This window comes from Treponema primitia ZAS-2 (assembly GCF_000214375.1).
Lineage (GTDB): Bacteria > Spirochaetota > Spirochaetia > Treponematales > Breznakiellaceae > Termitinema > Termitinema primitia.
In genome coordinates this window covers 212,157-238,926 of the sequence record NC_015578.1, presented here as the reverse complement: position 1 = coordinate 238,926, position 26,770 = coordinate 212,157, and the positions used below count along the sequence as shown (strand labels likewise).

Annotated in this window: 18 protein-coding genes; 9 read left to right on the top strand and 9 right to left on the bottom strand. The window is 53.4% G+C overall.

The features are described 5' to 3' along the window. Nucleotide 1 precedes the first annotated feature (1 nt). Genes TREPR_RS01045 through TREPR_RS01035 form a run of 3 tightly spaced genes read right to left on the bottom strand, consistent with a single transcriptional unit; the run spans nucleotide 2 to nucleotide 9,885 of the window. Nucleotides 2-3,958: an SUMF1/EgtB/PvdO family nonheme iron enzyme gene (locus tag TREPR_RS01045; RefSeq protein WP_015706411.1), complete on the bottom strand. Its 3,957-nt coding sequence runs from the start codon at nucleotides 3,956-3,958 to the stop codon at nucleotides 2-4. 1 nt (nucleotide 3,959) lies between these two features. Beyond that, nucleotides 3,960-7,001 carry a hypothetical protein gene (locus TREPR_RS01040; protein WP_148257205.1) on the bottom strand — a complete coding sequence of 1,014 codons (3,042 nt, stop codon included), beginning with the start codon at nucleotides 6,999-7,001 and terminating at the stop codon, nucleotides 3,960-3,962. A 7-nt stretch (nucleotides 7,002-7,008) separates the two neighbouring features. Beyond that, on the bottom strand, nucleotides 7,009-9,885 hold the full coding sequence (locus TREPR_RS01035; protein WP_015706409.1) for an InlB B-repeat-containing protein: 2,877 nt from the start codon (nucleotides 9,883-9,885) through the stop codon (nucleotides 7,009-7,011). A gap of 199 nt (nucleotides 9,886-10,084) precedes the next feature. Here TREPR_RS01035 and ftsH point away from each other — a divergent pair, with 199 nt between their 5' ends. Continuing rightward, the gene (gene ftsH, locus TREPR_RS01030) at nucleotides 10,085-12,046 is read left to right on the top strand and encodes an ATP-dependent zinc metalloprotease FtsH (protein WP_015706407.1); all 1,962 of its coding nucleotides are present in this window, start codon (nucleotides 10,085-10,087) and stop codon (nucleotides 12,044-12,046) included. 8 nt (nucleotides 12,047-12,054) lie between these two features. On the opposite strand, the gene TREPR_RS01025 is transcribed toward ftsH, so the two are convergent. Together TREPR_RS01025 and TREPR_RS01020 are read right to left on the bottom strand one after the other, a co-directional pair. Then, a complete protein-coding gene (locus TREPR_RS01025; RefSeq protein ID WP_015706406.1) occupies nucleotides 12,055-12,408 on the bottom strand; it encodes a helix-turn-helix domain-containing protein in 354 nt (117 codons plus the stop codon). 94 nt (nucleotides 12,409-12,502) lie between these two features. Next, nucleotides 12,503-13,426: a M15 family metallopeptidase gene (locus TREPR_RS01020; RefSeq protein ID WP_015706405.1), complete on the bottom strand. Its 924-nt coding sequence runs from the start codon at nucleotides 13,424-13,426 to the stop codon at nucleotides 12,503-12,505. Nucleotides 13,427-13,555: 129 nt separating this feature from the next. Here TREPR_RS01020 and TREPR_RS01015 point away from each other — a divergent pair, with 129 nt between their 5' ends. Next, nucleotides 13,556-15,379: a methyl-accepting chemotaxis protein gene (locus TREPR_RS01015; protein ID WP_015706404.1), complete on the top strand. Its 1,824-nt coding sequence runs from the start codon at nucleotides 13,556-13,558 to the stop codon at nucleotides 15,377-15,379. Between the two features lie 49 nt (nucleotides 15,380-15,428). On the opposite strand, the gene TREPR_RS01010 is transcribed toward TREPR_RS01015, so the two are convergent. Both TREPR_RS01010 and TREPR_RS01005 read right to left on the bottom strand, forming a co-directional pair. Continuing rightward, nucleotides 15,429-16,094 carry a hypothetical protein gene (locus TREPR_RS01010; RefSeq protein WP_041610961.1) on the bottom strand — a complete coding sequence of 222 codons (666 nt, stop codon included), beginning with the start codon at nucleotides 16,092-16,094 and terminating at the stop codon, nucleotides 15,429-15,431. 75 nt (nucleotides 16,095-16,169) lie between these two features. Then, on the bottom strand, nucleotides 16,170-17,282 hold the full coding sequence (locus tag TREPR_RS01005) for a vWA domain-containing protein (protein WP_015706403.1): 1,113 nt from the start codon (nucleotides 17,280-17,282) through the stop codon (nucleotides 16,170-16,172). 70 nt (nucleotides 17,283-17,352) lie between these two features. On the opposite strand from TREPR_RS01005, the gene TREPR_RS01000 reads away from it, so the two are divergent. From TREPR_RS01000 to TREPR_RS00990, 3 genes are read left to right on the top strand one after another with little or no spacing between them, the layout of a single operon-like run. Beyond that, a complete protein-coding gene (locus TREPR_RS01000) occupies nucleotides 17,353-18,168 on the top strand; it encodes a phosphohydrolase (RefSeq protein WP_041610960.1) in 816 nt (271 codons plus the stop codon). Between the two features lie 7 nt (nucleotides 18,169-18,175). Next, nucleotides 18,176-20,386 carry a putative glycoside hydrolase gene (locus TREPR_RS00995; protein WP_052299682.1) on the top strand — a complete coding sequence of 737 codons (2,211 nt, stop codon included), beginning with the start codon at nucleotides 18,176-18,178 and terminating at the stop codon, nucleotides 20,384-20,386. Nucleotides 20,387-20,423: 37 nt separating this feature from the next. Beyond that, complete coding sequence (locus tag TREPR_RS00990; protein ID WP_041611335.1) at nucleotides 20,424-21,062, top strand: CatB-related O-acetyltransferase; 639 nt, start codon at nucleotides 20,424-20,426, stop codon at nucleotides 21,060-21,062. A gap of 31 nt (nucleotides 21,063-21,093) precedes the next feature. On the opposite strand, the gene TREPR_RS00985 is transcribed toward TREPR_RS00990, so the two are convergent. Further along, nucleotides 21,094-21,912, bottom strand: coding sequence for a metallophosphoesterase family protein (locus TREPR_RS00985; RefSeq protein WP_015706400.1), 819 nt, complete (start codon nucleotides 21,910-21,912; stop codon nucleotides 21,094-21,096). A 56-nt stretch (nucleotides 21,913-21,968) separates the two neighbouring features. Between TREPR_RS00985 and TREPR_RS00980 the strand changes: the two genes are divergently transcribed. The 4 genes from TREPR_RS00980 (at nucleotide 21,969) to TREPR_RS00965 (ending at nucleotide 25,861) form a co-directional block, all read left to right on the top strand. Next, complete coding sequence (locus tag TREPR_RS00980) at nucleotides 21,969-22,568, top strand: hypothetical protein (RefSeq protein WP_015706399.1); 600 nt, start codon at nucleotides 21,969-21,971, stop codon at nucleotides 22,566-22,568. A 98-nt stretch (nucleotides 22,569-22,666) separates the two neighbouring features. Next, nucleotides 22,667-24,184 carry a S41 family peptidase gene (locus TREPR_RS00975; protein ID WP_015706398.1) on the top strand — a complete coding sequence of 506 codons (1,518 nt, stop codon included), beginning with the start codon at nucleotides 22,667-22,669 and terminating at the stop codon, nucleotides 24,182-24,184. A gap of 4 nt (nucleotides 24,185-24,188) precedes the next feature. Next, nucleotides 24,189-25,070, top strand: a complete 882-nt coding sequence (locus TREPR_RS00970; protein WP_015706397.1) for an RsmE family RNA methyltransferase — start codon at nucleotides 24,189-24,191, stop codon at nucleotides 25,068-25,070. Beyond that, nucleotides 25,043-25,861, top strand: a complete 819-nt coding sequence (locus TREPR_RS00965) for a WecB/TagA/CpsF family glycosyltransferase (protein ID WP_015706396.1) — start codon at nucleotides 25,043-25,045, stop codon at nucleotides 25,859-25,861. Before TREPR_RS00970 ends, TREPR_RS00965 begins: the two co-directional genes overlap by 28 nt. Here TREPR_RS00965 and TREPR_RS00960 read toward each other — a convergent pair. Beyond that, nucleotides 25,842-26,648: an RNA methyltransferase gene (locus TREPR_RS00960; protein WP_015706395.1), complete on the bottom strand. Its 807-nt coding sequence runs from the start codon at nucleotides 26,646-26,648 to the stop codon at nucleotides 25,842-25,844. The genes TREPR_RS00965 and TREPR_RS00960 overlap by 20 nt on opposite strands. Nucleotides 26,649-26,770 lie beyond the last annotated feature (122 nt).

Genomic DNA, 26,770 nt, shown 5'->3' with positions numbered 1-26,770 from the left:
TTTAGGGGGTGTAAACCACACGGAGGCCCGTGTTTGTGGGTGGGGTGGTCTTAAAATGGTCGCTGTCCCGTGCAGAAACTTTTAACCCGTCGGCGGTGCTGTTATAGTAACCTCCGCGAAGGACTCGGTTATCATCACTGCTGCCGGTGTATCCATCCCAGCACCATTCCGCTACATTCCCGGCCATATCGTAGAGGCCCAGGGAGTTGGCGGTTTTTTGGGCTACCGGGTGGGTATAACCGGCATTTGCGGCATACCAGGCCAAGTCGGCGACCAACGAAGCGCCAGGCCAATCGTAGTTCCATGATGCCGCCCCAAGCCCGCCTCGGGCGGCGTATTCCCACTCCGCTTCGGTGGGCAGGCGGTAGCCGTTATAATAGGCGTTCAAAACGACATCACTGGGGGAGGACACGGTCGAGGAGCTCTGCACAGTTTGACCTCTTTTTCTTATGTCTACTGAGTAGGTTTCGCTGTAGCGGTATGCTGGCATTCTTCCGGTCAATTCGCTGTAGGCATTACACCACACCAGGGCATCCGCCCAGCTTATATTGGTCACCGGCTCGTATCTCCTGCTTGTGGGGTCCCTTTTAGAAGCGCCGGAACGAGAACCTTCCTGATAATTAGTGCCAAAATTATACCCGGGGTCGCTACGTTGCATAACGGTCCACCAAAGTTCATAGCTTACTTCCGTGGTTCCCATCATGAAGGTTTTTACTGTTACCGGAGTGGTAGGGCTGGCATTAGCGAAAGGGCCTTGTGCCTCGCCAATATTGGCGGTGACCGTCCCTCCGTTTATCCGTACAAACTGATTCAGCGGGGCCTTGCGGATTTTACTCAAGTTGCCGAGATCGCCGATATAGTATTTATCGGTATTCTCATCTCCCGGAGGGGGAGTTATGGTGAACAGCGCCGTATACGCCTGAAAAAATGTTAGACTAGAACTGAGCAAAGGATTGGTGAAGTTCTCATAGTTTGCGGGGGTTAAGCGAGCGACCACCGCAGACCAGCGGAAATAAGTACTGAGATAATCATTTATGGTAATAGTTTTACCCGTCGCCAGATAGACATCGTTATTTTCCGCCACAATCCCTTTGTCCGACAAGTAAAAGGTATTCCCGTTGTGATAAACCCCGCTGCCCGTGGTGGCGGTATTTTCGCTGATGGTTCCCCCTTTCAGGGTAAATGTACCTGAGCCGGTATACCTTACTCCGCCGCCTTCCCCGCCGGTAGCGGTATTTCCGCTGACGCTTCCCCCATCCATGTTAAAAATGCCGGTGTCATTTACATCTACTCCCCCGCCTTTGTCCGCAGTATTTCCGCTGACGGTTCCCCTTTTCAGGGTAAATGTGCCTGCGGTGGAGCTTCGTACTCCTCCTCCTTCCCCGCCGGCGGTATTTCCACTGACACTTCCCCCCTCCATGGTGAAAGCGCCGGTTTCTACAGCCAGCCCGCCTCCGTGAAGTGCAGTATTTCCGGCTATCTTTCCCCCGCTCAAGTTGAAGGCGTCGTAAAGAACCACCCCGCCGCCTAAGCCGGAAGCGGTATTCCCGCTGATCTCCCCTCCCGTCATGGTGGAGATGGAGCCGATGCCGGTAGAATATATTCCGCCCCCAGAACCGGCTTCATTTCCACTGATGGTTCCCCCACTCATGGTAAAGTTACCCTGGTCGTTGTATATCCCGCCGCCAGTATTGTTACTAGCGCCGGTGGCTTTATTCCCGCTGATATTTCCCCCGCTCATGGTAAAGTTACCCTGGTAGTTGTATACACCGCCGCCGCTACCAAGGCCTGTGGCCGCAGTATTTCCGCTGACGGTTCCACCGTACAAAATAAAACTGCTGGCATTGGCGAGAAATACCCCGCCGCCTTTATCCGCAGTATTTCCGCTGACGGTTCCCCCGCTCATGGTAAAGCTGCCGCTGCCCACGTATACCCCGCCACCAGTATTGTTACTAACGCCGGTGGCTTTATTTCCACTGATGGTTCCCCCACTCATGGCAAAGCTGCCGCCGACCACGGATACACCGCCGCCGGTACCGCTACCAAGGCCTATGCCCGCAGTATTCCCGCTGATGGTTCCTCCATTCATGGTGAAACTGCCCATTGTATATACCCCGCAGCCTGTGCCCGCAGTATTTCCGCTGATAGTTCCCCCGTTCATGATAAAGAAGCTGCCTGAATCCACCGCCACCCCGCCGCCGTTTGCCGCCGTATTCTTGACGTCGCCCGACCTGCCAATGATTCCCCCATCCATGGTGAAGCGGTGGGTATATAGCCCGCCGCCGGCCACGTATACACCGCCGCCGATTCCGTTGTCGCTGACTGCGTTACCATTGGTCAGAGTAAGATTTTCTTTCAGGGTAATATTCACACTGGTAGAGCCATCAATATAGAGGACCCTTTTGTTTCCCCCGGCATCTATAGTTCCGGGGTATTGCGGATTTCCCTGCAGTATGATTGGCGGCAGGTTTAAGTATTCGTCGGTATATATTATGCCTTTGGTATCTATCATGCCTTTGTTTCCAACGGTTCCGGCTGTATAGCTGATCATTCCCGAAACGATGATCAGCGCCGGTTCGGGACCGGTGCCTGGGGAGAGCATTTGCGGCCAGGAGGATGTGGATACGGCATGTATCACCTCAAGCGCATGCTGCACCGAAGCAAAGCCGTCTTCCCGGCTTGTCCCGCCATTGGTATCTAAACCACCTTGGCTCACAAAAAACATGGTCTGTTGTTCCGTTCCCGGACCTGCTTGTATGCAATCAATGGTATAGCTCCGGGAGTGTAAGCCATCCATTGTGGTAACTGTAAGGAGGATTTGGTTCAGCTTTCGGTCTTTCGGAGGAAAATAAAACCGATAGTATTCTGAGGGAATTGAGGACGCCGGCGCTTGGGGTAATCCGTTTAAGGACACCTTTAGGGTCTGGCCGGGATTTTTAAGGGTGACATACAAATTAAAAGAAGTGGAGGAAGTGTAGATGTAGTCGGCTATGGAATAATAATACTGATCGGATTCAAAGGTCAGCGGGAGAGACGCAGGCGGGTCACCCGGAACAAGATCATCAACGTTGGCCAGCAGGAAAGCGCCGTTATACTGTATACTCACCTTCGCCAGGTCCGTATCGGAAGAAAGAAAATCATCCTTCGAAAGCATCAGAATAGCTTCCTCTCTACCGGCAATAATCCAAGTCTTGGTTTCAAGGTTTTTGCAGATCTGTATCCCTAAATCTTCAAAGGTCTTTATCAGGATCCCCTCCCCGTTGTAGAAGCGCAGGGAAAGGATCGCATTTCCTGCAGGTACATCCTGAGCGGTAAAGGAGATTTGGAAAATTTTATTCCCCTCCAGCCCGCCTCCCTCGGAAATGAGGTCCAGACTATCGCCGGGGGTAAAGCTTTGCGAGGAAAAAGGCGCGTCATCGGGGTAACCTATTCCCGGGAGATAAAGCGCCGCCTCCACACGGGCAACAGAGTAGGCGGCGCTGCCGGGGAATTGGACCGTCAGGTTCACCGAGCCTGTCCCTTCCATTACCGGGGTTAATGTGATGGAAACGGGTCGGCTTTTCAGGTTTGCCCCGGGCAGGGATTCGCTGATACCCCGGAACATCAGTGTTTCTCCCTGGTATCCTTCTGCGCTTACCTGGGCGTAATTGCCCGCAGCGGGCAGCTCATCCAAAATAACCGTGATGGTATTGCCGGGTCCTTCGGCTTTTCCATAGATTTTTCCGGACCCGGTCGCATCGGCGATAACAATCTTATAGTTCAGCCCCAGTCCCGCTGCGGAGCTTATGTCCGGCACAGCGGTCCGCACAGCGGGATAGCCTATCTGTATGATCACCGTCCCCGGGTTTTCCGGCGAATCCGGCGCTTCCAGTAGGCTGTTTTGGCAGGAGATAAGCATAGCGGCAAGCAGAGCCGCAAACAGGACCGTTATAATGGGGACCCTTTTTTTAGTGGCCATATCATTCTCCCCCTTTAATTACAATGGCGCCATAAACATTTACAGTATTGATTACTTCCAGCTCTTTATTGGCGCCCGGGCTAAAATAGGCAAATTTGTCTAAGTCCAGCAGGGCTTTGGGCCCATCGACCAGTACCGTACCCGGAGCGGAAATTTCCGGTTCTATGGAGATTTTCTCTGCGGCAAGGGCACTTGTTCCCGTAAGGGAAAGGTTCGCGCCATTGCTCAGATAAAAATAATTATCCTTCCCAAATAAGAATCCGCCTTCCATGCTAAAATAGTTCCCATACTGTATATAAACGCCGAAACGCGGGGTATCTTCAAGGCTGCTCGTACTTGTATTCTTATTCCCACTAATGACCCCACCTGTGGCGATAAAGCCATTCGCCGTACTGGGTATATGCAGGGCGCCCCATGGGACCCCCCCTAAATATACGGCGCTGCCAATGCTTGCCCTATTATTAGTGATGCTCCCATTTTTTAAAGTAAAGGTACCACTTTGTGAACGACTCTCGGCGTCCACATTAGACTCCCCCACCAGGATTCCGCCGCCGCTGCCCATCGCCGTATTATTGCTCACCGCGCCGCCGTTCATGGTGACCGAAGCGTTATAGCCGCCCACCAGAATTCCGCCGCCGCTGCCCTCCGCCGTATTTTCCTCCACCGCGCCGCCGTTTATGGTAACCGAAATTCTCGTCCCCAATATCTCTATCCCGCCGCCATGTTTCTCCGCCCTATTACGCCGGATACTTCCGTTGTTCATGGTGAAGATGGTCGGAACGTTTGAAATTCCTTCAATTACAATTCCGCCGCCTCGCTCAGCCTGGTTTTCGTCTATAAACCCGTCATTCAAGGTGAATCGTGATTCCCTTACATATATCCCGCCGCCCAGGCTGCCGTAAATCCCTCCGCTGGCTGTGTTCCCGCTGATGCTTCCTCCGTTCATGATGAATGTATTGCTGAAAATATACGCTCCACCGCCCTTTTTCCTGACGGCATTCCCGCTGATGGCGCCGTCGTTTATGGTGAAGCTGCCTCTAAGCGCTGACACCCCGCCGCCACTGCCGGAATTTTCGCCAGTGGCTGTATTTTTGCTGATGGCGGCATTCCCGTTGATGAGGCCGCCGTTCATGGTGAAGCTGCCTGAATCCACTAATACTCCGCCGCCGCTCTGATTGGTGGTATTTCCGCTGATAACGCCGCCGTTCATAATGAAGCTGCCGGTGTTAACCACAAGCACGCCGCCGCCGCCGCTGCTGCCGTCGGTGGTCTCATTAGCGGCATTTCCACTGATGCTCCCGCCATTCATAGTAAAGATTCCGCCTTCAACAATTACCGCGCCTCCCCCATTTTCACCAAAACCAGAAGTATATGTATTGGTATTCCCCTGTAATGCCGCATTGGCATTCAGAGTAAAATGGCCTCCGTTTACATTAATAATAGGATAATTAATAGCTGAAGCGGAATAACCATCCAGGGTTAGCGTCCCGCCGCTGCCCGGCAAGCCAAGGATAAGTTCTCCCCCATTGCTCAGTTCAAAAAAAGGTCCATTATCACTAGCCCGGATTAAAACTATTGGCTTCGCTGCGATAATGGTAAAGGTACCGCCTGTTATGGTAATTTTTCCCGAAAAGGGGAAAGAGTTTTTAATAATAACAATCTTGCTAGCGCCCGCCATGGATACAATGGCGTTACTTAAACCAGCCCAATCATACACTTCCTCCGGCCCTAGTTCACCCTGACCCCAGACATACAGGGGGAAAGACCCGGAATAGACCCGGTCGTTAAGGGCCGCCGCCATGGTGACCGTATACAGTCCCGCCTGGGTGGGGGCAGTAAATCTGCGGTAAGATTTGCCGCTGATGCCATCAGAAAGGGTCAGAGCCTGCCGGCTTCCCCAGGCATCGGTGATAGCCCCGCTCCAGGTCACAGTATCGTTCCTGGGGTTACTAATACTGATTTCCACATCACCGCCGGAATCAGCAGTCCGGAGTTCCCCTGAGAAAGAGAGGCCCAGGGGGCCTGAGCTTATAACCCCTTCAATATTTATCATACCCTCGAATTCCGGATACAATTGGATGTTTTCTACCCCAGCCAAATCCAGGTCCCCTGTCTGGGGATACCTTTGCTCGCTGCTGTAATAGCTCTCCCCGCCGGTTCCGGAAAATCTCACCTTGTACCAAACCCAATTTGGCGTCCCGGAAATAACCCCAGCCCAATTCCCCTGACTGTCAATAGTGGCGCTTCCGATAAGGTTATGGCTGTCATTGTTAAAAAACTGTATCTCTTCCGCAGTATAACCGATAAATGAATGGATCACCCGGCCTGCCAGGAAAATTCCCGGAGCGAAATCATCCGCAGTAAAGATGTAGCTCTGAAAAGTTTCGATTTTAGGATAAATGTGGACTATGTCACCCCGAACCGCAGTCTGCCTGTCCCGGGTAAGTTCCACTTTCAGGCGGTAATACCCGCTTTCCAGGGCCGACAGTGTTCCTGCGCCGTTGGTTGCTAAATTGGAGATCGTTGTCACAGTTAAATCACTCAGCCGGGTAAGGGTCAGTTTTGCATTAGTAATACTGCTGATGTCTGAAAAAATAATATCATATTTGAAACTGCCGCCGCTTGTCCCCGCTCCTGTTGCCGGGTGGATCAGCGCCCGGATCTCCTGGGAGGAACCGGCTGCCCCCAGGTTCACCGAAATGTCATCCGATTCGGCGACCTTTTCCCCATCTTTCGTTCCCTGTACCCTGAGGGTCCAGGCGCCCAGTTCTAAGTCCACGATCTGCCCGCCGGGGTTTTCTACCGGGAATTCCTCGGTCACGCCGCCCTTAGTAAAACTGAGGGTATAAACAAAGTCTGGGTCCTGAGGGACAATGGTCCTGGGGGCAGTACTGTTTCTATTGTCGATGATAACCCGAACTTGGCCCGTTCCCGGCCCGGCGCCCGGGGTCCAAGGGTTTTCCTTCCGGGGGCTTGTCAAAGGGTTAGAGCATCCTGCGAGAATGAGCGCTATAAAGGCGATTGGTAGCATTCTAGTTTTCATATTTTCCTTACCCTTCAACCTTAAAGTCAATTTCCCGGGAATAGTAAACATTCCCTTTCCGCACCTCCACTCGGAGGTAGTTTCTCCCCAGGGGATATTTAGACGCATCCAGAATCAGTATTGGGCGGTCTTTTGAATCACTGATCTCAGTATTATTAACGTACCAGTTATAGGCGGTATAGGTTCCGTACACCGAAACAGTTACGGTCTTTGGGTTGGGAGCTGCGCTGGTTTTAGAAATGACAATATCTTTGGGCAGTCCCAGGTTAGGATCGTCCAGATCGATACTGATGTTTCCCTGATCTCTTATGGTTACCGTAAAGCTCGCGGTCTTCCCGTTGACCGTGACCGTCAGGGTCTGGACGCCGGAAACATTGCTGTTAAACCCTGAAATATTGTTCAGGGCAATCGGTAAGGGCTGGGAGCTTCCATTGGTATTAACCGCAGCTACCACAAGGCCCTCAAGGTCCGCCTCGGTCAAAGTATGCCCCAAATTAAAAGCCGTTTTATTGGGGGGCGATTGTATCGTAATGGGAAGCCCCTCAAACTCGGCGCTTAGTTCAACTGCGGCAGCGGGCATGGTGAAGGTATAGGCAGTAGCGCCGGTAGCGCCGTACACCGGCAGCTTTACATTAGTGTCAGTGCGGGTTACCGTCGGCCTAGCATTGGGCTTTATCTGAAAACCGGAAACAGGCTTTACCGTCAGAGTAATCAAAGAGCCGGCAATGCCGTAATTCAATGGGGAGCTGATGAATCCCCCGTTGATCCAGGGAGCCATATTTATCAGATAGGCATTCGATGGCAAGGGCTCAAACAGGGCGCTTAGTTCAACATTCCCAGCGGGCATGGTGAAGGTATAGACATTGTTGTAGCCGCTAACCATCACCGCCCCATTGGTATCGGTCCGTTTTACTGCCAGGGTTTTCAGCACATTCCCCGGGTCCGGCGTTACGGTCAGGGTAACTGTTTTTCCCGCAGTGATCCTCGTTCCCGCAGGAACCGCAGAAATGGTTCCTCCGTTGGCATTGAAGCCGGTAATCGCATATTCATCAGCTTCAAACCCGGCGCTTACTTCAACGTCCCCAGCGGGCATAGTAAAGGTATTGCCGCTTAGAGGTATCGATGCGCCGTCTTCAGCCAGCTTTGCGCTTAAGGAGCCGCCCCTGAACCGGTATCCCCTGTCCGGCGTTGCCGTGAGGGTCACCAGGCCGCCTTCGGCGGATCGTATCGGGTTGGCGGAGACCCTTCCTCCGGCGGAGGCCGTTGCCCGTATCCGATACGTAGCCACCGGAGGCGCCGAAGCCGTCATGGTTATTTCCTCCGGGCTGGATTCCTTGTCCCCATGATCTACCGCCGTGAGGCGTATAGTATAATTGTTACCCTTAACAACACCGATGGGATAGTCTACCGAAACCGGCGGCAGGACAATCGTTTCCTCCGGGGTCCCGGCACTGTTATTCCTGTAGCTCAGCCGGATTTCAGCCAGATCCTTTGCCTGGGGATTGGCCCAGGAGATTTCCAGATTGGGCTCTTTGTATTCCCCGGTAAGGGATTTTACCGGGTCCGGCGGGAAATCCAATGCCACCCGTATCCTCTGGGGGGCCTGGAACGGCTCATAGGCTGCCATGGGATCCGCCCGGTTCCCCACCGAGTCCTCGGGCAGGATGATGAGGTCTAGGATACCGTCTTCGGCGGATTTGATTACATGCCGTACAACCAGGGGCGGCGATTCGCCGGGGGATAGAAGGGATTGATACGTAGCCATCTGATCCAGGGGCAGGGATTCGTGGAATTGATCGTAATCCTGGTAAACCGTAACATTTTCAGTATCCGTTTCGTATACCGGATTCCCCCCTTCAAGGTCATAGATACGGTTTTCGCTCACCGTAACGCCCTGTATCTCCCCCAGTTCGTCATAGGCCTTAAAAACCAAATAAATGGCCGTGGCTTTACCGTTTGCATCCAACGGCGCCAGCCGCGTTGGGGCCTCAACGGAAAAAGTATAGGAACCATCGTAGACAAATCGGAAACTATCCCCATCATCGATCATCTTGTCGCTTCCCCCGCTTTGAAAGAAGCCCCGGAGTATTTCCACCACCGGGGGATCCCGGTCCGGCTTATCCCCCACCCCATAGTGCAGAACCACCGGATTGAGCAGGGAAACCCCGTGTTCACCCCCGGTTAGGATCCCGGTCTCCAGGGTTATGGTCACATTGGTATTACCGGGAAGCCCTATATAGCCCTTATCCGTATTTACCTTTAAGGTAAGCAGGGTTCCGTCATCATTCAAGCCCAGGTTGAAATAGCCTTTCAGATCAATTTCGGGATCCGCCCCGAACCGGCCCTTCCCGGTGACGGAGATATTCTTATAGTTAATCGAATTAGCCGGATCCAAAAGGGATTCCCGGGACAAGGGCTCGGCAAACCAGATGCGGACCGGGTAATTGGTAACCGTCCGGGGGTATTCCCCGCCCGGCAGGTTGTTAAAGACCATCCGGGGCCGGGCAATCACCAGGGGCCGGACACTGATGGCGCTGCCGGTATTGATAATGGTTACCTGGGTTTCAAAATTTTCATTTCCTGTGGCGCTGAACTGCACCTGATCCCCGGATAGCAGGGTCTCCACGCCATTTACCTGCTGCCACGCTTGCCAGGTGATAAATGAGTATTCATCACTGATGATAAAGCTGACAGTAAAAGGCACCCTCTGCTTTTCCGTATGCGCCCCTTCCGGGTTAGTCCTTCCGGCTGCCGCAGGAACCGCTTCCACGGTCACGCTTATTATAGGCGCATTGGCGATCTCCACTGTGGTCTTAATATCGTCTCTAATATTCCTTTCCGGTTTATTCATAAAAAGATCGCAGGAAGCGACTAGAAAAGCCATGAGAATCGCCGCGACTCCAATAAAATTGAAAGAAAACAAGAATCCTAACCTTTTCACTGAAGATCCCCTTTACGTATTTCTCTACTATATTATACAAAACCTGGGAAATCTTGAAAGTCCCTCGAATTATATTGAATAAGCTCTCTAAAAGACGGATATTAGTACTAGATATAAAGAAATAGCTTCCAAGGAGCGTTTAATGAGCGATTACCAGAACGATGGATCCGGGAACGATAAAAAAAAGCCCAAAAATTCCGGGCCCCAGTTTCCCTTTGGGGGACCCAAGCTGCCGGATCCAAAAAAGTTCGGAGGGTGGCGCTTTTCCATCGTATATATCCTCATCCTGGTAGTGGGGATGAGCCTCTTTAACTATGTATTTCTGAACAAGGTAAATCCCACCATTGATTTTTCGGAGTTTAAGAACAAGATTGTCTCCGGGGAAATCAAGCGGGTAGAGATGACCGATTCCTATTTTACCGGGTATACCGCTGCTCAAAAGACTGTTGCCCCAACTCCAGGCCTCCGAAACCCCTATGGGTCGTCCCCTGATGCGATATTCCGCACGGTCCCCCTGAACGATCCGGATATTATCAAACTCATGGACGAAAAGGGGGTCTCCTACTATGCGGTGTCCCGTGAGGGCAGCACGGTGCTCAACCTTATCTTCAGTTGGGTCCTTCCAATTGCCTTTTTCTTCTTTATATGGCGCTTCCTGATGAAGCGTCTGGGCAATATGGGGGGCAATGTGCTTTCCGTAGGCCAGAACCGGGCGGTGATCGTGGCGGAAGGTGACATCGTTACCCGCTTCCCCGATGTAGCCGGGGTGGACGAGGCCAAGGACGAACTGGTGGAGGTGGTGGACTTCCTGAAAAACCCTAAAAAGTACACCGATATTGGCGGTAAAATACCCAAGGGAGTGCTCCTGGTAGGGCCCCCGGGCACCGGAAAGACCCTTTTGGCCCGGGCAGTGGCCGGGGAGGCGGGAGTATCCTTTTTCCGCATGAGCGGCGCCGACTTTGTGGAGATGTTTGTGGGCGTCGGGGCAGCCCGGGTCCGGGACCTCTTCAAGCAGGCCCGGGAAAAGGCCCCCTGCATCGTTTTTATTGACGAGCTGGACGCCATTGGCAAAAGCCGGCTGAACAATATCGCCGGGGGCAACGATGAACGGGAGCAGACCCTGAACCAGCTTCTGGTGGAGATGGACGGCTTTGACGCCACCAGCGGCCTGATCATCCTGGCAGCCACCAATCGGCCCGATGTGCTGGACCCGGCCCTGCTCAGGCCCGGCCGCTTTGACCGCCAGGTCCTGGTAGATAGGCCGGACCTGAAAGGCCGGGAGGCCATACTGCGTATCCACGCCAAGGCGGTAAAACTTGATCCCCAGGTGGACCTGGCTGCGGTTGCCCGGGGAACCCCGGGCTTTGTGGGGGCGGATCTGGCGAATATCGTCAACGAGGCGGCCTTGCTGGCGGTCCGGGGCGGCAGGCAGGTGGTTTCCCAGAAGGACTTTGAGGAAGCTATCGAAAAGACCGTGGCGGGGCTGGAGCAGAAAAACCGGATCATTTCCGATGACGAACGCCGGATCGTGGCTTTTCATGAAACCGGCCATGCCCTGGTGGCAGCCTTTACCCCGGGCTCCGACCCGGTGCAGAAAATTTCCATCGTCCCCCGGGGCTTCGGCGCCCTGGGCTATACCCTCCAGATGCCCGTGGAGGATCGCTACCTCATGACCGAGGACGAGCTTCTGGGAAAAATCGACGTGCTCCTGGGAGGCCGGGCTGCGGAGGAATTGGTTTTCAGCCGCATAAGCACCGGGGCCGCCAACGACCTGACCAAGGCCACGGACATAGCCCGGAAGATGATCACCGATTACGGCATGAGCGCCCGTTTCAAAAACGTGGCCCTGACCCAGCGCGGCGCAGGCATGATGGGCGGAGCCGCCCAGGAACCCATGTTCCACCGGGAATATTCCGAGGCCACCCAACAGTACATTGACGAGGAAATAGCCCGGATGGTTGAAACCCGCTATGCCGGGGTAAAGGATACCCTCAAGCAGCGCCGGGACCTGCTGGATCTGGTAGGCGCCCAGCTTCTGGAAAAGGAAACCCTGGACGAGAAAGAATTCAAAGGCCTTATTGGGCAGCCTGTGGCGGCGGTGTAAATCGGCCTTTAGTCCTTGCTGTCCGTATCCTGGAAGTAGCGTTCCTTAATATCCTCAACCATTCGCTGAAAAGTTTCGGTAACATCGTCAAGATATTCTGACAGCGTGCCTGAATCCGCTTCAGGTATCGTTATTTCCGGGGCAAAAAATTCGTGGGGTTCCGCCTGGAGGGCCATGGAAAGTTTAGCCAGGGTTTTCGGTGAAAGCCACTTTTTCCCGCTTTCAATATCATTGATAAAATTATGGGTTAACCCGGCCTGAATAGCCAAGTTCATCTGGGAGAGGCTGTTTTTTGCCCGGAGTCTTTTGATGTTTTTACTGAGAAGTCCGCGAATTTTGGTTTCTTCATTGTTGCTCAACATGATGCAAAGTTTCCGTATTTATTATGTATAATGCAAATAGCCAGAGGATGCGAATTGTCGCTAATAGCGTGGTTACATTAACGGAAACTCAGGGTCAATAAGCGGCTTTGACGGGCATATTGTTCAGCAGCAGTATCTCAGGCCGGTATTCAAAGTGCATGGTGTCGAAAAAAAGCCATTTCCCGCCCCAGATAAAGCCGTATTCCTCAAAGGCCCGGATCACCGCTGCGGGGGGATGGAGCCTTTTTTCATAGGGCACCGCCCACCAGGCGGGGTAATTTTGCGAGGTCCAGAGCCAGTAGCTTTGCAGCCCTCCCTGGGAGGCGGGGAGCAGGTCTACTGCGGCGCCGTAGGCGTGGAAGCTCCGGCTCTGGGTGTCCGCAATACTCCGCCAGTTCCAGCCCGCCAGGGTATCCAGCCGGTTCACCCATTGCCGCACCAGGGTGCTGTTGTTCGCTTCCCAGAGGATGCGTTCCTCAACCAGGGCAAGCTCCTCCATAATCGAGTAATGGACCGTCACGCTTTTGCCCAGGAAGCGCATGGTTTTTACCCGCTCGTAGGCCTCCTCCCGGGTGGAGGACCGCCACAGGGCGTCGAAAAAAAACTGGGACCGCTTCGGCGGATTGGCCTGCCGCATTTGGGCGGAGTTCCTGAAGCGCTCGGTTTCTTCCGGGGAGGGATCTTTCCAGGCGGGTAATTCTGCGGGGTAATTGTAAAAAGGCTGGGGGTCGTATTCAGCGTAGCGGTTCCGCAGCTCTTCCGGGAGCAGCCGTCCCTGGGCATAGTAAAACCATGTCTCCCGGATCTGCACAGCCCAGTCCCCTGTATCAGCCGGGGTCCCTTTCCGGAACACCGCCGCTCCAACCCGTCCGGGGTAAGCTGCCGCCAGGGCCTTCATAACCGCTTCCCCCCGGTCCGGCGCGGTCTGGGCAAAGACCCTCCCGGCTAAAAGAAAGCAAATCCCCAGTGCACAAGCCCATTGGCGTATGTTTCGCTTTTTGGTGTAAAACAAGGACATATACCGATAATAACACAAAGAAGTGTGATATAAAACCCTTACCAAAATTCTACGGATAGTGTAAACTCCGTTTTATACAGTACCGTGGCAGAAACAGGTAATTCACAGCAAAAAAGGAGCTCTCTACCCATGAAAAAAGTTGTCTCCCTAAAGACTCAGTTTATGGTGTTTTTTACGGCATTTATTCTGGTTTTGAGCACCGCCATCACGGTACTGGCCCTGCGGGAAAGTCTTGAAGTGGCGACCACTATTTTTATCCGGGAGGGGATCGCCGTAATTAATAAAGCCGTTGACATGGTTGATGGTGATGCCTTTGAGCGCTTAAGCGCTTCCCTGGATGAAAATGATCCCTTCTACGAAGACACCAGGCTAGAGCTGCTTTTCCTGAAGGAAAACTCGGTCACCCTGTACCTGTATACCATGGCGCCGGTCCAGGGCAGCGTTTACAAATACATCATCGACGGGAGCGCCCCTCCTGATGATGAGGAAAACTTTTCTCCCCTGGGCGCCGAGGAAGATACCTCCAGTTATGACAAAGCCTTTCAGAGAACCTGGAAGACTGGGACGCAGCAGAGCGGCGGTATGGTCAAGCAGGGAGGCTGGGGCTGGCTGGTTTCGGTCTATTCCCCGATTAAAAATTCCCGGGGCCAGATGGTGGGAATTGTGGGCTGCGATTTTGAAGCCCAATCCCTCTTCGATATGATACAAACCCAGACCATCCGGCAGGTGGCACTGGGAGTTATCCTGTCCCTTATCGGCATTGTGATTACCTGGTTCTTCCTCAGGGCGCTCTTCAGCCGCCTGGGCACGGTGAGCAGCATCCTCAAGTCAGTATCAGAAGGCGAAGGGGACCTGACCAAACGGATCACCATTAAGCGTATGGACGAAATAGGAACCCTGGCAAGTTTCTTTAACCAGACCCTGGACAAGATCCGGAACATGGTGGTTACCATCAAAGAGCAAACCGTCAGCCTTTCCGATATTGGGAGCGAGCTATCCTCCAACATGACTGAAACCGCTGCAGCGATTAACCAAATCACCTCCAACATCCAGAGCATCAAGGGACAAGCCCTGAACCAGTCCGCCTCGGTAAGCGAGACCAGCTCGGTGATGGAAAAAGTAACGGTGAACATTGAAAAGCTCAATAGCCAGGTGGAAAAACAGACCTCCAGCGTTTCCCAGTCCTCATCGGCCATTGAGGAAATGCTGGCCAACATCCAGAGCGTCACCCAGACCCTGGTGCGGAATGCGGAGAATGTGGAGGAGCTGATCGCCGCCTCCGAGGTGGGTCGCACAGGGCTCCAGGGAGTTTCCGCAGACATCCAGGAAATAGCCAGGGAATCCGAGGGCCTTCTGGAGATCAACTCGGTAATGCAGAACATCGCCAGCCAGACAAATTTGCTTTCTATGAACGCAGCCATTGAAGCGGCCCATGCAGGAGAAGCGGGCCGGGGCTTTGCGGTGGTAGCCGACGAGATTCGTAAGCTGGCGGAAAATTCCGGCCAGCAGTCTAAGATCATCTCGGACACCCTGAAAAAGATAAAAGAGTCCATCGACAAAATAACCAAGTCTACCAACACCGTACTGAACCGCTTTGAAGCCATAGATACGGGGGTAAAGACCGTATCGGATCAGGAGACTCACATCCGCAACGCCATGGAGGAACAGGGCCAGGGGAGCCAGCAGATACTGGAAGCCATCGCCAAACTGAACGACATCACCCAGCAGGTAAAACAAGGTTCATTGGAGATGCTTGAGGGCAGCAAAGAGGTGATCAACGAAAGCAAAAACCTGGAACTGGTAACTCAGGAGATCACCAACGGGATGAATGAAATGGCCACCGGGGCGGAGCAGATCAATTCGGCGGTTAACCGGGTGAATACTATCAGCGGGGATAACCAGGAGCATATCAACACCCTTGCCACAGAGGTCGCCCGGTTTAAGGTAGAGTAGCTTTTGTAACTTTTTTCCGAAAAAATTTTATTCCTGTTGAGTACCGGGATCACTCGGGTTTGAAAAACCTCATAGTGTATTCAACCTGGCTGATGCCCAGGGTCTGCTCAGCCTGGGCCAGGCACTGGGCAAAGGCATACACCAACATCAGCATATCCCGGCCACTCCCGGCATTGTATCGATGTTCCCGGTCCTGCTGCCGGATAGCGCTGAGCCATACTTTGAAATCCGGGAATTGTACGATCCCGTACACCATGTCATTCACCAGATCCTTCCGGTACAGGAGCACTATCTCATCGCTCTTTTCGTAGGAAATGGCCGGAGCCCTTGCCCACTGATAGCCTTCCCGGGTAATCCTGCGGAGCAAATCGCTAAGGACAAAAATAAGATCGCTGTATTTGATATGGCTCAAATAGTGATACTCTTCGATTTTTTCGTCTGTTTTAACTTCTATATAATCCGCTTCGTTTCTCTCATTATAAAAGATCGTGATTTCAGGGCCTTCAAAATCCAGGATGGTCTCTTCGTCAAAATCGTCAAAATCCTCATACTCCTCAGCTTCAGCTTCATTTTTTAAAGTTTCCGGAATCGGGGTTGCCAATTCCTGTATGGTATCCAGCAGGGTACCGGTGTCCGGCTCTTCAGCCGGCAGGAGGGGAAGGAGGAAAAATGCAAAGAATATGCCCGCCATCAGGGCGACCTTAAATACCCGCATATCTTTATTATAGCATAAATCAGTGGCTTGTGACGCCCCCTATTTGGGCCTCCAAAGGGACCCCCAACGGGACAGCTACTGGGGCAGAATAATGGCGCTCAGCTTCAGACCCTTATCCTCCACGGCCTTGTCCACCATTTCCTTGGAAATCTTGCCCCGCTGCCGGGGGTGGGGAGGGGCGTCGCCGATGAGGAGCAGCAACCTGGACTCCGCGTTCCAGGGGAATTTGGTTGCGCCCTCGTACAGGGCTTCGTGGACCGCTTCGGGGATGTCCCGGCCGCCGCCGACCTGGATGTTGTTCAGGGTGGTACGGAACTTTGAAAAATCAGCGGTAAAGCCAACTACCCGGGTAAGGTAGGTTTCGTAGTAGTCCTTGTAGAGGACCATGCCTATGCGGAAGCCGTTAAAGTCGGCGATCATGCCTTCCAGCAGGGGGATGAGGAGCCGGCGGACCGAATCGATGTCATCCCGCATACTGCCCGTGGTATCCAGGCAGAGGACGATGTCCACTTTTTTGCCCTTCTCCTCTTCCAAAATTTCGCCTATCTTGGTCACCAGATCGTCCGCCCCGGTGGAATAGATCAGATCCCCCTTGCCAGCCACGATTTCCGTAAAGGAATCCACCGTGTCCTTCATGTAATTGCCCTCTGGCGGGCCCGCCAGGGGCTGCTGGGTCACCAGCACCGCAAAGGGATTGTCCCGGAAACTTCCCTGGTAATCCCCGTAGGGCAGGGTAAAGGCGCGGATATTGAGATAGGTACCGTCCACCACGTAGATCTCGCCATGTCGGGTGTCGGAATAGCCGTAATACAGTATCCAGGGGATATAAATCCGGAAGGCCTGGCCGAATTGGGAGTCAGGCTCCGGGGTGGAGTCGATGAGGGACCAGATGCCGCTTTCCCGGGCTATGGGGACGCCGTCCAGCAAGCGGATTTCGTCACCGTTTATGGGGTTCCATTCCGCGGCGCGGTAGGCGTAGTTGTCCTCGTTAAGCGAGGGGTCCCGGGTGGATTCGGTCAGGAGCACCGAGTTGATGCCGGGCTTTTTCCGTATAAAGAGGTGAAAGCCCCCGTCCACCCGCTGTTCTATGCGCAGATCCTCCGTTTGTATTGACAGATCCTGGCTAAAGATGAAGAGCGGAGCCAGAAAGAAAAAAATACCAGCAAGGATAGAACAGGTACGTCGCATAGATTTTATTATCGGCCGAGTGTACGGGAAAGGTCTGGATTTTTATGCCGGATAATCGTATTTTATAAGGATGAGATCCCAAAAAGGAAACGTATTAGACGGAAAGATTATTGAAATGATTACCGGGTTTGGCCTGAGCGGCAAGGCGGTTGAGGCGGCAAAGCTCGTTTTAGAGGATGCCGAGGTCCAGGCCATGCAGGAATACGCCAATACGGTGTCCATCATGCGGCTGAACTACAACGATCATGGGCCAGTGCATATGCGGACCGTGGCCTTGAACGCCCTGATCATGATGGGGCTGCTCCGGGATGCGGGGATCAAGACCAACCTGGAAAAAGAGGACTGCGGTACTTTTGAGGATAGCCTTATCGCGGTGCTCCTGGCATCGGTACTCCACGACCTGGGCATGACCATCGGACGCCAGGACCACGAACTCCACAGCGTGTACTTGGCCTACCCCATACTGGACCGGCTGCTCAGGAAAGTTTATGCTGCGGATTTACAGAAACTGGTAACGGTCCGGTCCTTGGCCCTGGAGGGCATTTCCGGGCATATGGGGACCAGAACCATCCACTCCCTGGAGGCGGGGCTTATCCAGATAGCCGATGGCTGTGACATGACCAAAGGCCGGGCCCGGATCCCCCTGATCGTGGCCGGCGGCCCTCGGCCCGGGGACATTCACCAGCTATCGGCCAATTCCATTGAGGATGTGCGGATTTCCCGGGGTACGGAACAGCCCATTCGCATTGACATACGGATGTCCGGCGAGATAGGCCTTTTTCAGATTGAGGAGGTACTGCTGGGGAAAATCGCCAAAAGCACCGCCAAGATTTATACCGAACTGTACGCCCTGATGGACAAGGGCGAACTCAAGAGGTACCTGTAAGCAACGCATGGTTTTGAAATCCCCCCGCCCTTTCAACTCCATGGCCGTGACTTTTTTGTTAAGCTGCTCCCTATTGATCCTCCTTTCCCCCGGCGCAGGAACCCAAACCAGTCTGCCTGCTCAGAACACCTGGCCCACCGTGATAGGAACCGATAAGGGCCTCTACGGCATGGACCGGCTGGGCATAGTCCGGCCCCTGTGGACCGGGGGCGCGGTGAGGAAAATTCTTAAAACCGCCAATTACTGGGCCATCCTGGGGGATCAGGGGATATTGGTTTCAACAGATTTACTGCGCTGGGAGACCCGGAACCGGGGATTGCCGGTAAAAACCATAAAAAATTACGATGATGGACAAAAGACCTTTACCTACATGGTCCAGGAGCTGAAGGATCTGGAAGCCCTTCCAGAGGACCCGGAAACCCTGGTCTGCGCCACCAAGGACACAGTATTCCTCTCCAGGGACGCCGGGAAAACCTGGGAAAGCCTCGGCGCCCCCCCCTACCGGACCAATGGCATAAAAGCGGTAGCTGCGACCCTCTTGCCTGCCCCCGGCTCCGCCCAGCCGGCACTCACGGTGTTCCTATCCCACAGCACCTACGGTATTTACTACCGGGCATTGGATAGTAGAAATGCCGGCTGGGTAGAAATGAACCAGGGGCTTGAGCGGCTGGAAACAACCACGAACCCCGATGAGGTATCGGACATCGCCGTAGCAGTCCCCACAGGAAGCGCCGGGAATGGATCGCCCCGGATCTACGTGTCCCAGACCTTTCGTCGCCGCATCTACCAGTTAAACTGGGAACAGAAACGCTTCACCCCCATCTGGTCGGACAGCGCCGATTTCGGCACCGTAGATTCCCTGGACATCGGCGCTCAAGGAATACGTTTTGTCCAGGAAGGGGCGGTCATGGAATTAAATTACCCCCCGGCGGTGATCTCCGCAGTAAGCAGCACTTCTCTGGTTACCCGGGACAGGCCGGACCTCAACAGCTTCATCCGGCAAATCCCCTCAGCCTGGGGGATCAAACCCTCCAGCCTCATCAGTTGGGGAAGCGCCGCCCGGATCGACGAGGATCCGGTTACCCTTTCTGAACTCTGGCTTTTGGACACCGGAACCGGCAAGGAAGCCGCCCGGGGCAAACAGGGACTCTATCTCCCGGTAAACCACGCCATGGAGAGCAGGACCCTGGCGCCTTATCTGAAGGTGATCGAAGAAAGCGCCCTGGATATGGTGGTCATTGATATGAAGGACGACTACGGCCGGCTCCGGTTCAGCCCCAATAACCCGGCCATCCCCGAAAAGGGGCGGGTGTTCCGGCCTGTGGACATCGACGCATTCCTGAAAACCATGCAGGACCGGGGCATCTACACCGTGGCACGAATCGTAGTATTTAAGGACCCGGAACTGGCCCGCAAGGAGGGAGGAAAATTCGCCGTCTGGGACAGCCACAACCGGAAACCCTGGGTGGGTTACTACGACCAACGCCAGCCCAAGGGAACCGGGGCGGACAAGGATTCCTCCTACGAAACAGCAATACTGTCCGCAGATGATCCCACCTACGAAATACTCCGAACTTATTACGACGAGCGCTGGGTTGATCCCTATTCAGAAGAAGTTTGGGAATACACCGCCGCCATAGCCGGGGAACTCATTGACCGGGGCTTTGACGAAATACAGTTTGACTACATCCGCTTCCCCACGGACGGCGCAAACCTCGGTGACGCGCAGTATCGCTGGCGGGAAAACGGCATGGACATGGACAGCGCCATCCTCTCCTTCCTGCGGCACATACGTTCCCGTATCACCGCCCCCATTTCCATAGACATCTACGGCGCCAATGGCTGGTACCGCACCGGCGCCCGTACCGGCCAGGAAGTGGAGCTCTTAGCCCCCTATGTGGACGTGATTTGCCCCATGTACTACCCCAGCCACTTTGAGCAGGATTTCCTGGCCCAATCCCCTGCGGAACAACGTCCCTACCGTATCTACTTCCAGGGTAGCCAGCGCACCGAGCGCATAGGCCGTGGGCAAATCATAGTCCGCCCCTATGTGCAGGCATTCTTTCTCAACGTTTCCTATGACCGACAGTATTACAACCCGGACTATGTGCGCCGCCAGGTTGAAGGCGTCCGTGACGCCGGGGCAAACGGGCTCACCTACTGGAATAATTCGGGGCGCTATGATGATATACCCTTGCGGGGGGCGCCGGGATTGTAAGGCCTTGAACAGCAGAAAATATATTCTGGAGGATATAATGGAGAATAATGAATTGCCCGATCCTGATATGATATTTCCTATACCTAATCTAAATATGTTAATCAATATAAAACCTACAATCAAAAACAAAAATATTATCGTAGGGGATTTTACTTATTTCAGCGGCGATGATTTTGAAAAACAGGTTACCCATCATTATGAATGGCTCAATGATAAATTAATCATAGGAAAGTTTTGCCAAATAGCAGCCGGTGTTGAATTTATTATGAATGGAGCAAACCATCAAATGAATTGTGTGTCAACGTTTCCCTTTAATATATTCAAAAAATGGAATGAAATTGTATCCCCGGATGAAATTCAAACAAAAGGGGACACAATTATTGGAAATGATGTATGGATAGGGCAAAATTCTACAATATTGCCCGGAATAAAAATAGGTGATGGGGCAATAATTGGAACGAGAAGTGTTGTAGGAAGAGATGTAGAACCTTATACAATAATGGCCGGAAATCCTGCAAAAATTATCAGAAAAAGGTTTGGCAATGAATTAATAGAAATAATGTTAAAATTGAAATGGTGGGATTTACCGGTTAGTGAAATCAGAAAATTAATACCAATACTACATAATAAAGATATAGAATATGTAAAAGAAGAATTAAAAAAGGCCCTTAAATAAAAAAGGGGTGACCCACCCCGGCTCCCCTGCCCTACCTCAGTCCCTGCTGTTTCATCCGCTTCGCAGTATCCTGCATATCGTACTCAATGCGCTTGAACTGCCAGATTCCCGACTCGGTATCGAACAGAGCATACCGGGCTGCGCCGTACCTGCCCCGACGGGGACTGTATGCGTCCGGCTCATTTCGCGGAAACCCCACGCTCCCCGGATTAAGTAAAACCCGGTTATTCCGGTGGAGCTCCCTGAGTGGCCCTTCCTCGCGCAGCTCCCCCTGGGGCTTTTCACCGCGGGAAGCTGCGCTGGAAGTTCCGTGAGTTTCAATAATCAAGTCCGGCTCACCATACCCGACTAGACAAGAACCTTGTTCCCGGCTTTCCAGAAAAAATGATGGCACATGGGTATGGCCAAAAAAACAGCAGATAACGGCGCTGCTTTCCATAAAGCTAAAGGCTGTCTCCGCATCGTATTGGGAAAAAATGTAGCCCCAAAGGGGATCCCGGGGGTTTCCGTGGGATAGGAGCAGGTCCCGGTAGCCGGTTTTCAGGGGAAGTTTGGAAAGGTACTCCCGGTCTTCAGGGCTCAATCGGGGGATGGTCCACTCTATAGCAGCCCGGGAATGATCCGCAAAATTGGCAAGCCCGATTGCTCCCCCGGCTGCTAAATCGTGGTTGCCCCCCAGAATAAGGGCGCAGACTTCCTTTACCCGGGCGATACATTCCCGGGGGTCCGGGCCGTAGCCGACCAGATCCCCCAGGCAGACAATTTCGTCCCGATCCCCCTGGGTTTTTTCCAGTACCGCCTCAAGGGCAGCCAAATTGGCATGTATATCCGAAACGACTAATATTCTCATTTTATTTATATTTTAGTATACTATAGAGGTTGATGGAAGGTGAATCAGGATATCGAATGGAAAAAAAGAAAACAACACGGCTAACTGATATACTTTCGGACAAATTTTCCGATGTATGGAAACTTCTTTCCGAAACCACTGTTTTTTTAAGCAGAACCGGGAAGATGGACGCCTACGAAATTCAGCTCAGGGTTTGGCGCTCGGAACTGCAAACTGCTTCCCGCAATCCCGATGTTACCCAGCGTATACGCTCGGAGCTGACGGAACTTCGGAAACAACTCCGTCTCCAGGGCTACGATCTGAGCCTGGGAAAACAGAACCTCATTGTTGACGGGTTTCGAAACGATGCCTGTCTTGGGGAAGGGTTTCGCCGGGTGGTCGTTTTTATTTCCGATACGACCATTTATTCCCTCGCAGGGGATGATAACCACGTTGCCTTGGCGGAATTCCTGGAACGACAGCTGGAAACTGAAAGCGCCGCTCATAAGGTTCGGCTCCAAATCAAAGATCGGCACTATCTCTGGTACCTCCGTCACGGCCAGGATCTGATCCTTTCAGGCTCGGATACGGAAACCAAGGCGGATTTTGAACGGTTTGCCGCAATATGTAACGCAAACAGCCTCTTCATCCTGAGCGGGCTGAAACATTTACGGTAGCGGATTGACAAAGCTTTTTGGTTCTCTACAATTAAAATTCGTGTTTTTAAGCCGGAAACGCCGAAAAGTATAAAGGCTTATAAAAAGGATGTGATAATATGGATTATAACACCGAACTGCAATCCGGGGAAACTTTACAGAATGTTCCGCAAAAAAACCCGCAAAAGATACCTGTATTATGGTTTGTGGCGACCCTGGTCCTATGCGCCGTTTTTATCTTTGTCTCCGTACCCCGGGCCTCAGCTCAGGGGGAGGAACAGGACTCGAAAAAGTACACCTCAATTATTCAAAGCGTATTTGATTTTATTCAGAAGCGGTATGTGGAAGAGGTGGATCCGAAAGTCCTCTACGAAGGCACCATGACCGGCATGTTCAATGCCCTGGGTGATCCCTACACAGCTTTTTTGCCCGAATCGGCTATGTCCGATTTAAACGATACCACCCAGGGGAATTTCGGCGGCGTAGGGCTGTATATTTCCAAACCCACAGGCGCCCGGCCCGATGGCAAGCCCGCCTATGTGGAAGTTGCCTCCCCCATTGAGGACACCCCGGGCGCCAGGGCGGGGATAAGCCCTGGAGATCTGATCGTGGAGATAAACGATGAATCCACCGATGCCCTGACCATGGACGAAGTGCTAAGCCGTCTCCGGGGCGCCCCCGGGGTGGATGTGCGGCTCCTGATCCGCCGGGGGGAAAAGCTGGTATTCCCGGTGACCCTCACCAGGGCCATTATCGAAGTTCCCACGGTGAAACATGCCATGATCGAAAAGATAGGGTACCTCAAACTTCTTACCTTTACCCCCATGAGCGTAGACCGGACCAGGGAAGCCCTGGAGGATTTTAAAAATCAGGGCTATACGAGTTTTATCCTGGATCTGCGGAATAACTATGGAGGGCTCCTCCATTCTGCGGTAGGGATCAGCGATCTCTTCCTGGAGGGCGGGGTGGTGGTATCCACCAAGTCCCGGATTTCTTCGGAAAACGCCGTATTTACTGCCCGGCGGGGCGCCGTGGTTCCTTCGAATATTCCTATTGTGGTCCTGATCAACCGGGGTTCCGCCTCGGCATCGGAGATCGTGGCAGGCGCCTTGAAAGACCGGGGCCGAGCTTATCTGGTGGGAGAAAAATCCTATGGCAAAGGCTCGGTCCAGCAGGTTTTCCCCCTGGAAAAGGCGGGGTTCAGGATTACGACAGCCCGGTACTATACCCCCAGTGATGTAAACATTGACAAAATCGGCATCCCCCCGGATCGGGAGGTGCTGTTCCCGGAATTCACCAACGATGAGGCGGAAAAGTTAAGCGCCCTTATCACAGACAATAAAATCCCCGCCTTTGTGGAGGCCAATCCCGATGCAAGCCCAGCCAGGGTGGACACCTTTGCCAAGGAATTAAACACCGAATACATGATTGATCTCACCCTGCTCCGCCGCTTAATCTGGAACGAGCAGACCCGGACCGCCATTGCCCCGGTGTACGATCTGGAATACGATGTACAGCTCCAGGAAGCGGTGAATATTCTGCAAAATGGAAACTTCGGCCAGTTAATGCAAACTACCAAGACCTTGAGGGAACTGCAAAACGAGGCCACTGTAGAGGAAACCGCCCTGGCGTCATAAAACAATGAAACAGTTCATCCTGAACGAAGCGCCGGATTCCGGAGGGGTGGTCCGGCTTTCGGGTAAGGATTTCCACTACCTGGTTCGGGTCCGGCGGCTCAAAGAAGGGGCCGTTTTCGAGGCCCTGCTGCCCCCCCGGGCGAATCCCTCGGCAGAAGCTGATGCCGGAACTTCCCGCGAAAGCACCGGGGTGAAAGTCCGGGTGTTGGTGCAGTCCTTGGCCGGCGGGGTGCTTACCGGGGAATGTCTCCCTGTGGAACTCATTGACGAAACTGCCCTGCCCCCTATCATCCTGTTCCAGGCACTTCCCAAGGGGGCTAAATTGGACCTCATTGTACGTCAGGCCACTGAGGGGGGCATTAACGAAATCCGCCCCTTTATTTCCGATTATGCGGTACCCAGGGGCTTCGTGGAAAAGGACGAGCAGGATAAAGCGGGCCGGGTGGAACGGTGGCGGCGTATCATAAAGGAAGCCAGACAGCAAAGCGGCTCCTCAATTGCTACGGAAATCGAAGCGCCCTGTACTGTGGAAGCCCTGCTGGAGTATTGGGGGGAACTGCGGAAAAAGTGCGAGCGGCCCCTGGGGATCATCCTCCACCAGACCCCCCAGATGTCCACTGGACCCCGGGGGTCTGTCGGACCCCTTGCACGGGATACTTTTCACGATTATCTTAGTATAAACCCCGATTTGGTTGCCCTCGCGGTGGGACCGGAAGGTGGATTTTCACCTGATGAACTAAGCCGGTTTTTAGCTGCAGGGTTTAAGCCCCTGGTAATAGGAAACACTATTTTGAGAACCGAAACCGCCGCCCTGTATGCAGCTGCGGCGGTGCGGGTCATTCTTTTGGAGAATAAAACGTGGACCTTGAAATACCCCGACAGGTAGAACGGATCAATATGCTCAGGGTCCCCCTGGATATAGTGCCCCAGGAATCTTTAGCCCCTACGGTTTATAAGCTACTCTTTGCGGATCTTCCAGCATCGGCTTCAGCCGGCAAGCTCCCCACAGCGGAAAAGGGGACCGTTAAGGGCAAAAACATCATCTTACTGTCCCTATGGGATCTCCTGCGAGCCAGGGGGAATAATGAGTACCGTTCGTTCGTAGAGACTGCGTCCCTGATCGTCCCCATCTCAAAAAGCCTGGTTGGGGGAGCGCGTTTTTTAACCGGCAAAACCCCATTCCGGTATATGCCCTTTGATTTTATCATCAACCTGCTGACCGTCCTGGAAAATCGGGAATTGTCGGTCTACCTTTTAGGTGCCAAAGCCCGGATCCTTAAAAAAGCTGAAAAGAACATACGCCAGACCTTCCCGAATCTCCGGATAGTAGGCCGCTTTGTGGGAAACTTCAGGCGCCAGGATGAGGCCTCCATACTGGAAGCCATACGCAAGGCAGCGCCTTCACTGTTGCTCATCGGTAAGGGAGTCCACGGCGAAGAACGGTGGATCGCCCGAAACAGCGGCCAACTCAATCCCGGGCTCCGGCTCTGGTGCAGCGACATTTTTGATGTTTTTGCGGAACGGAAACGGCGCCCTTCCCGGAGGATCTTTGAGGGTGGCTTTGAGTGGATAGGCTACTGTTTTCAGCACCCTTTGCGGTTTTTTAGAATTTTTCCCTATTTTTACTATAAAATACTGCTGGTGATTTACCGGTTGTTTAAGAAGAATCGGAACTAGGGTTCCCTTTCTTCCCCGCCAGCATCAGGGCCTTTGAAAAAATCTCCCCCAAATACCGCCCTTCCCGCTCAGACAGGCCGGCCCGGGCGATTAAATCCCGAAAGAGCCGCTCCTGATCCTCCCGGCCGGGCTGTTTATAGAAACCCAGGCTAGCCAGGGTATTGGTCATTGATTTGGCCAGGGTATCCGCAGAGGTTCGGTCCAGGGGGACCCAGGTTCCCTTTACGGTTTGGCTGGGGAAGGTTCGCGGAGCGGCATCCACCAGGCCGGAGCCAAATTCAGCCGGGGCGGTCCCCGGGGCAGGGGCAAGTAGGCGGAAGAACTGGTAGGCGTAAAGCTGGACCGCATGGGAAAGATTCAGGGATGGGAAGGCTTCGTTCGCCGGGATATGGGAGGCCAGGCTGCAAAAATTCAGTTCCTCCGCCTCCAGGCCGGTACGTTCGTTGCCGAAAACCAGGGCGGCCTGGCCAGGGTGGCCCCGGAAGAAGGCAGCGCATTCCTCCGGAGTCAGGGTGACGGACTTGCGGTGCCGGCCCCGGCGGCGGGTAGTGCCTATAACCAGAGACAGGTCCGCCGCTGCGGCGGAAAGGGTGTCAAAGGTCTCCGCCTCCTCCCAAACCTGTTCCGCGTGGACCGCCCGAGCTCGGACTACCTCATCTTCCAGAGGAAACGGAGCAACCAGGCGCAGCCGGCTCAGGCCCATGTTCATCATAGCCCGGCAAACCGCTCCCACATTTCCGGATTCAGAGGGGCGGCAGAGGATAATCACCAGATCTGAAAGATACATGATTCATTTTATCCAATTTTAACAATATTGGGCAGGGTACGCTTCCTGGCTTTTATACAGGTTGACGACGAACTGGTATTGTAATATGTTAGAGTTGATATTATTTTAATATACGAATAGGT

Bases quoted from the DNA above. Each gene is read 5' to 3' on its own strand.
- TREPR_RS01040 (WP_148257205.1), bottom strand. From the start codon at position 7,001: ATGAAAACTAGAATGCTACCAATCGCCTTTATAGCGCTCATTCTCGCA.
- TREPR_RS01025 (WP_015706406.1), bottom strand. From the start codon at position 12,408: ATGTTGAGCAACAATGAAGAAACCAAAATTCGCGGACTTCTCAGTAAA.
- TREPR_RS00970 (WP_015706397.1), top strand. From the start codon at position 24,189: ATGAAACAGTTCATCCTGAACGAAGCGCCGGATTCCGGAGGGGTGGTC.
- ftsH (WP_015706407.1), top strand. From the start codon at position 10,085: ATGAGCGATTACCAGAACGATGGATCCGGGAACGATAAAAAAAAGCCC.
- TREPR_RS01010 (WP_041610961.1), bottom strand. From the start codon at position 16,094: ATGCGGGTATTTAAGGTCGCCCTGATGGCGGGCATATTCTTTGCATTT.
- TREPR_RS00975 (WP_015706398.1), top strand. From the start codon at position 22,667: ATGGATTATAACACCGAACTGCAATCCGGGGAAACTTTACAGAATGTT.
- TREPR_RS01000 (WP_041610960.1), top strand. From the start codon at position 17,353: ATGAGATCCCAAAAAGGAAACGTATTAGACGGAAAGATTATTGAAATG.
- TREPR_RS00980 (WP_015706399.1), top strand. From the start codon at position 21,969: ATGGAAAAAAAGAAAACAACACGGCTAACTGATATACTTTCGGACAAA.
- TREPR_RS01045 (WP_015706411.1), bottom strand. From the start codon at position 3,958: ATGGCCACTAAAAAAAGGGTCCCCATTATAACGGTCCTGTTTGCGGCT.
- TREPR_RS01035 (WP_015706409.1), bottom strand. From the start codon at position 9,885: ATGGCTTTTCTAGTCGCTTCCTGCGATCTTTTTATGAATAAACCGGAA.
- TREPR_RS01015 (WP_015706404.1), top strand. From the start codon at position 13,556: ATGAAAAAAGTTGTCTCCCTAAAGACTCAGTTTATGGTGTTTTTTACG.
- TREPR_RS00990 (WP_041611335.1), top strand. From the start codon at position 20,424: ATGGAGAATAATGAATTGCCCGATCCTGATATGATATTTCCTATACCT.
- TREPR_RS00985 (WP_015706400.1), bottom strand. From the start codon at position 21,912: ATGAGAATATTAGTCGTTTCGGATATACATGCCAATTTGGCTGCCCTT.
- TREPR_RS00960 (WP_015706395.1), bottom strand. From the start codon at position 26,648: ATGTATCTTTCAGATCTGGTGATTATCCTCTGCCGCCCCTCTGAATCC.
- TREPR_RS01005 (WP_015706403.1), bottom strand. From the start codon at position 17,282: ATGCGACGTACCTGTTCTATCCTTGCTGGTATTTTTTTCTTTCTGGCT.
- TREPR_RS00995 (WP_052299682.1), top strand. From the start codon at position 18,176: ATGGTTTTGAAATCCCCCCGCCCTTTCAACTCCATGGCCGTGACTTTT.
- TREPR_RS01020 (WP_015706405.1), bottom strand. From the start codon at position 13,426: ATGTCCTTGTTTTACACCAAAAAGCGAAACATACGCCAATGGGCTTGT.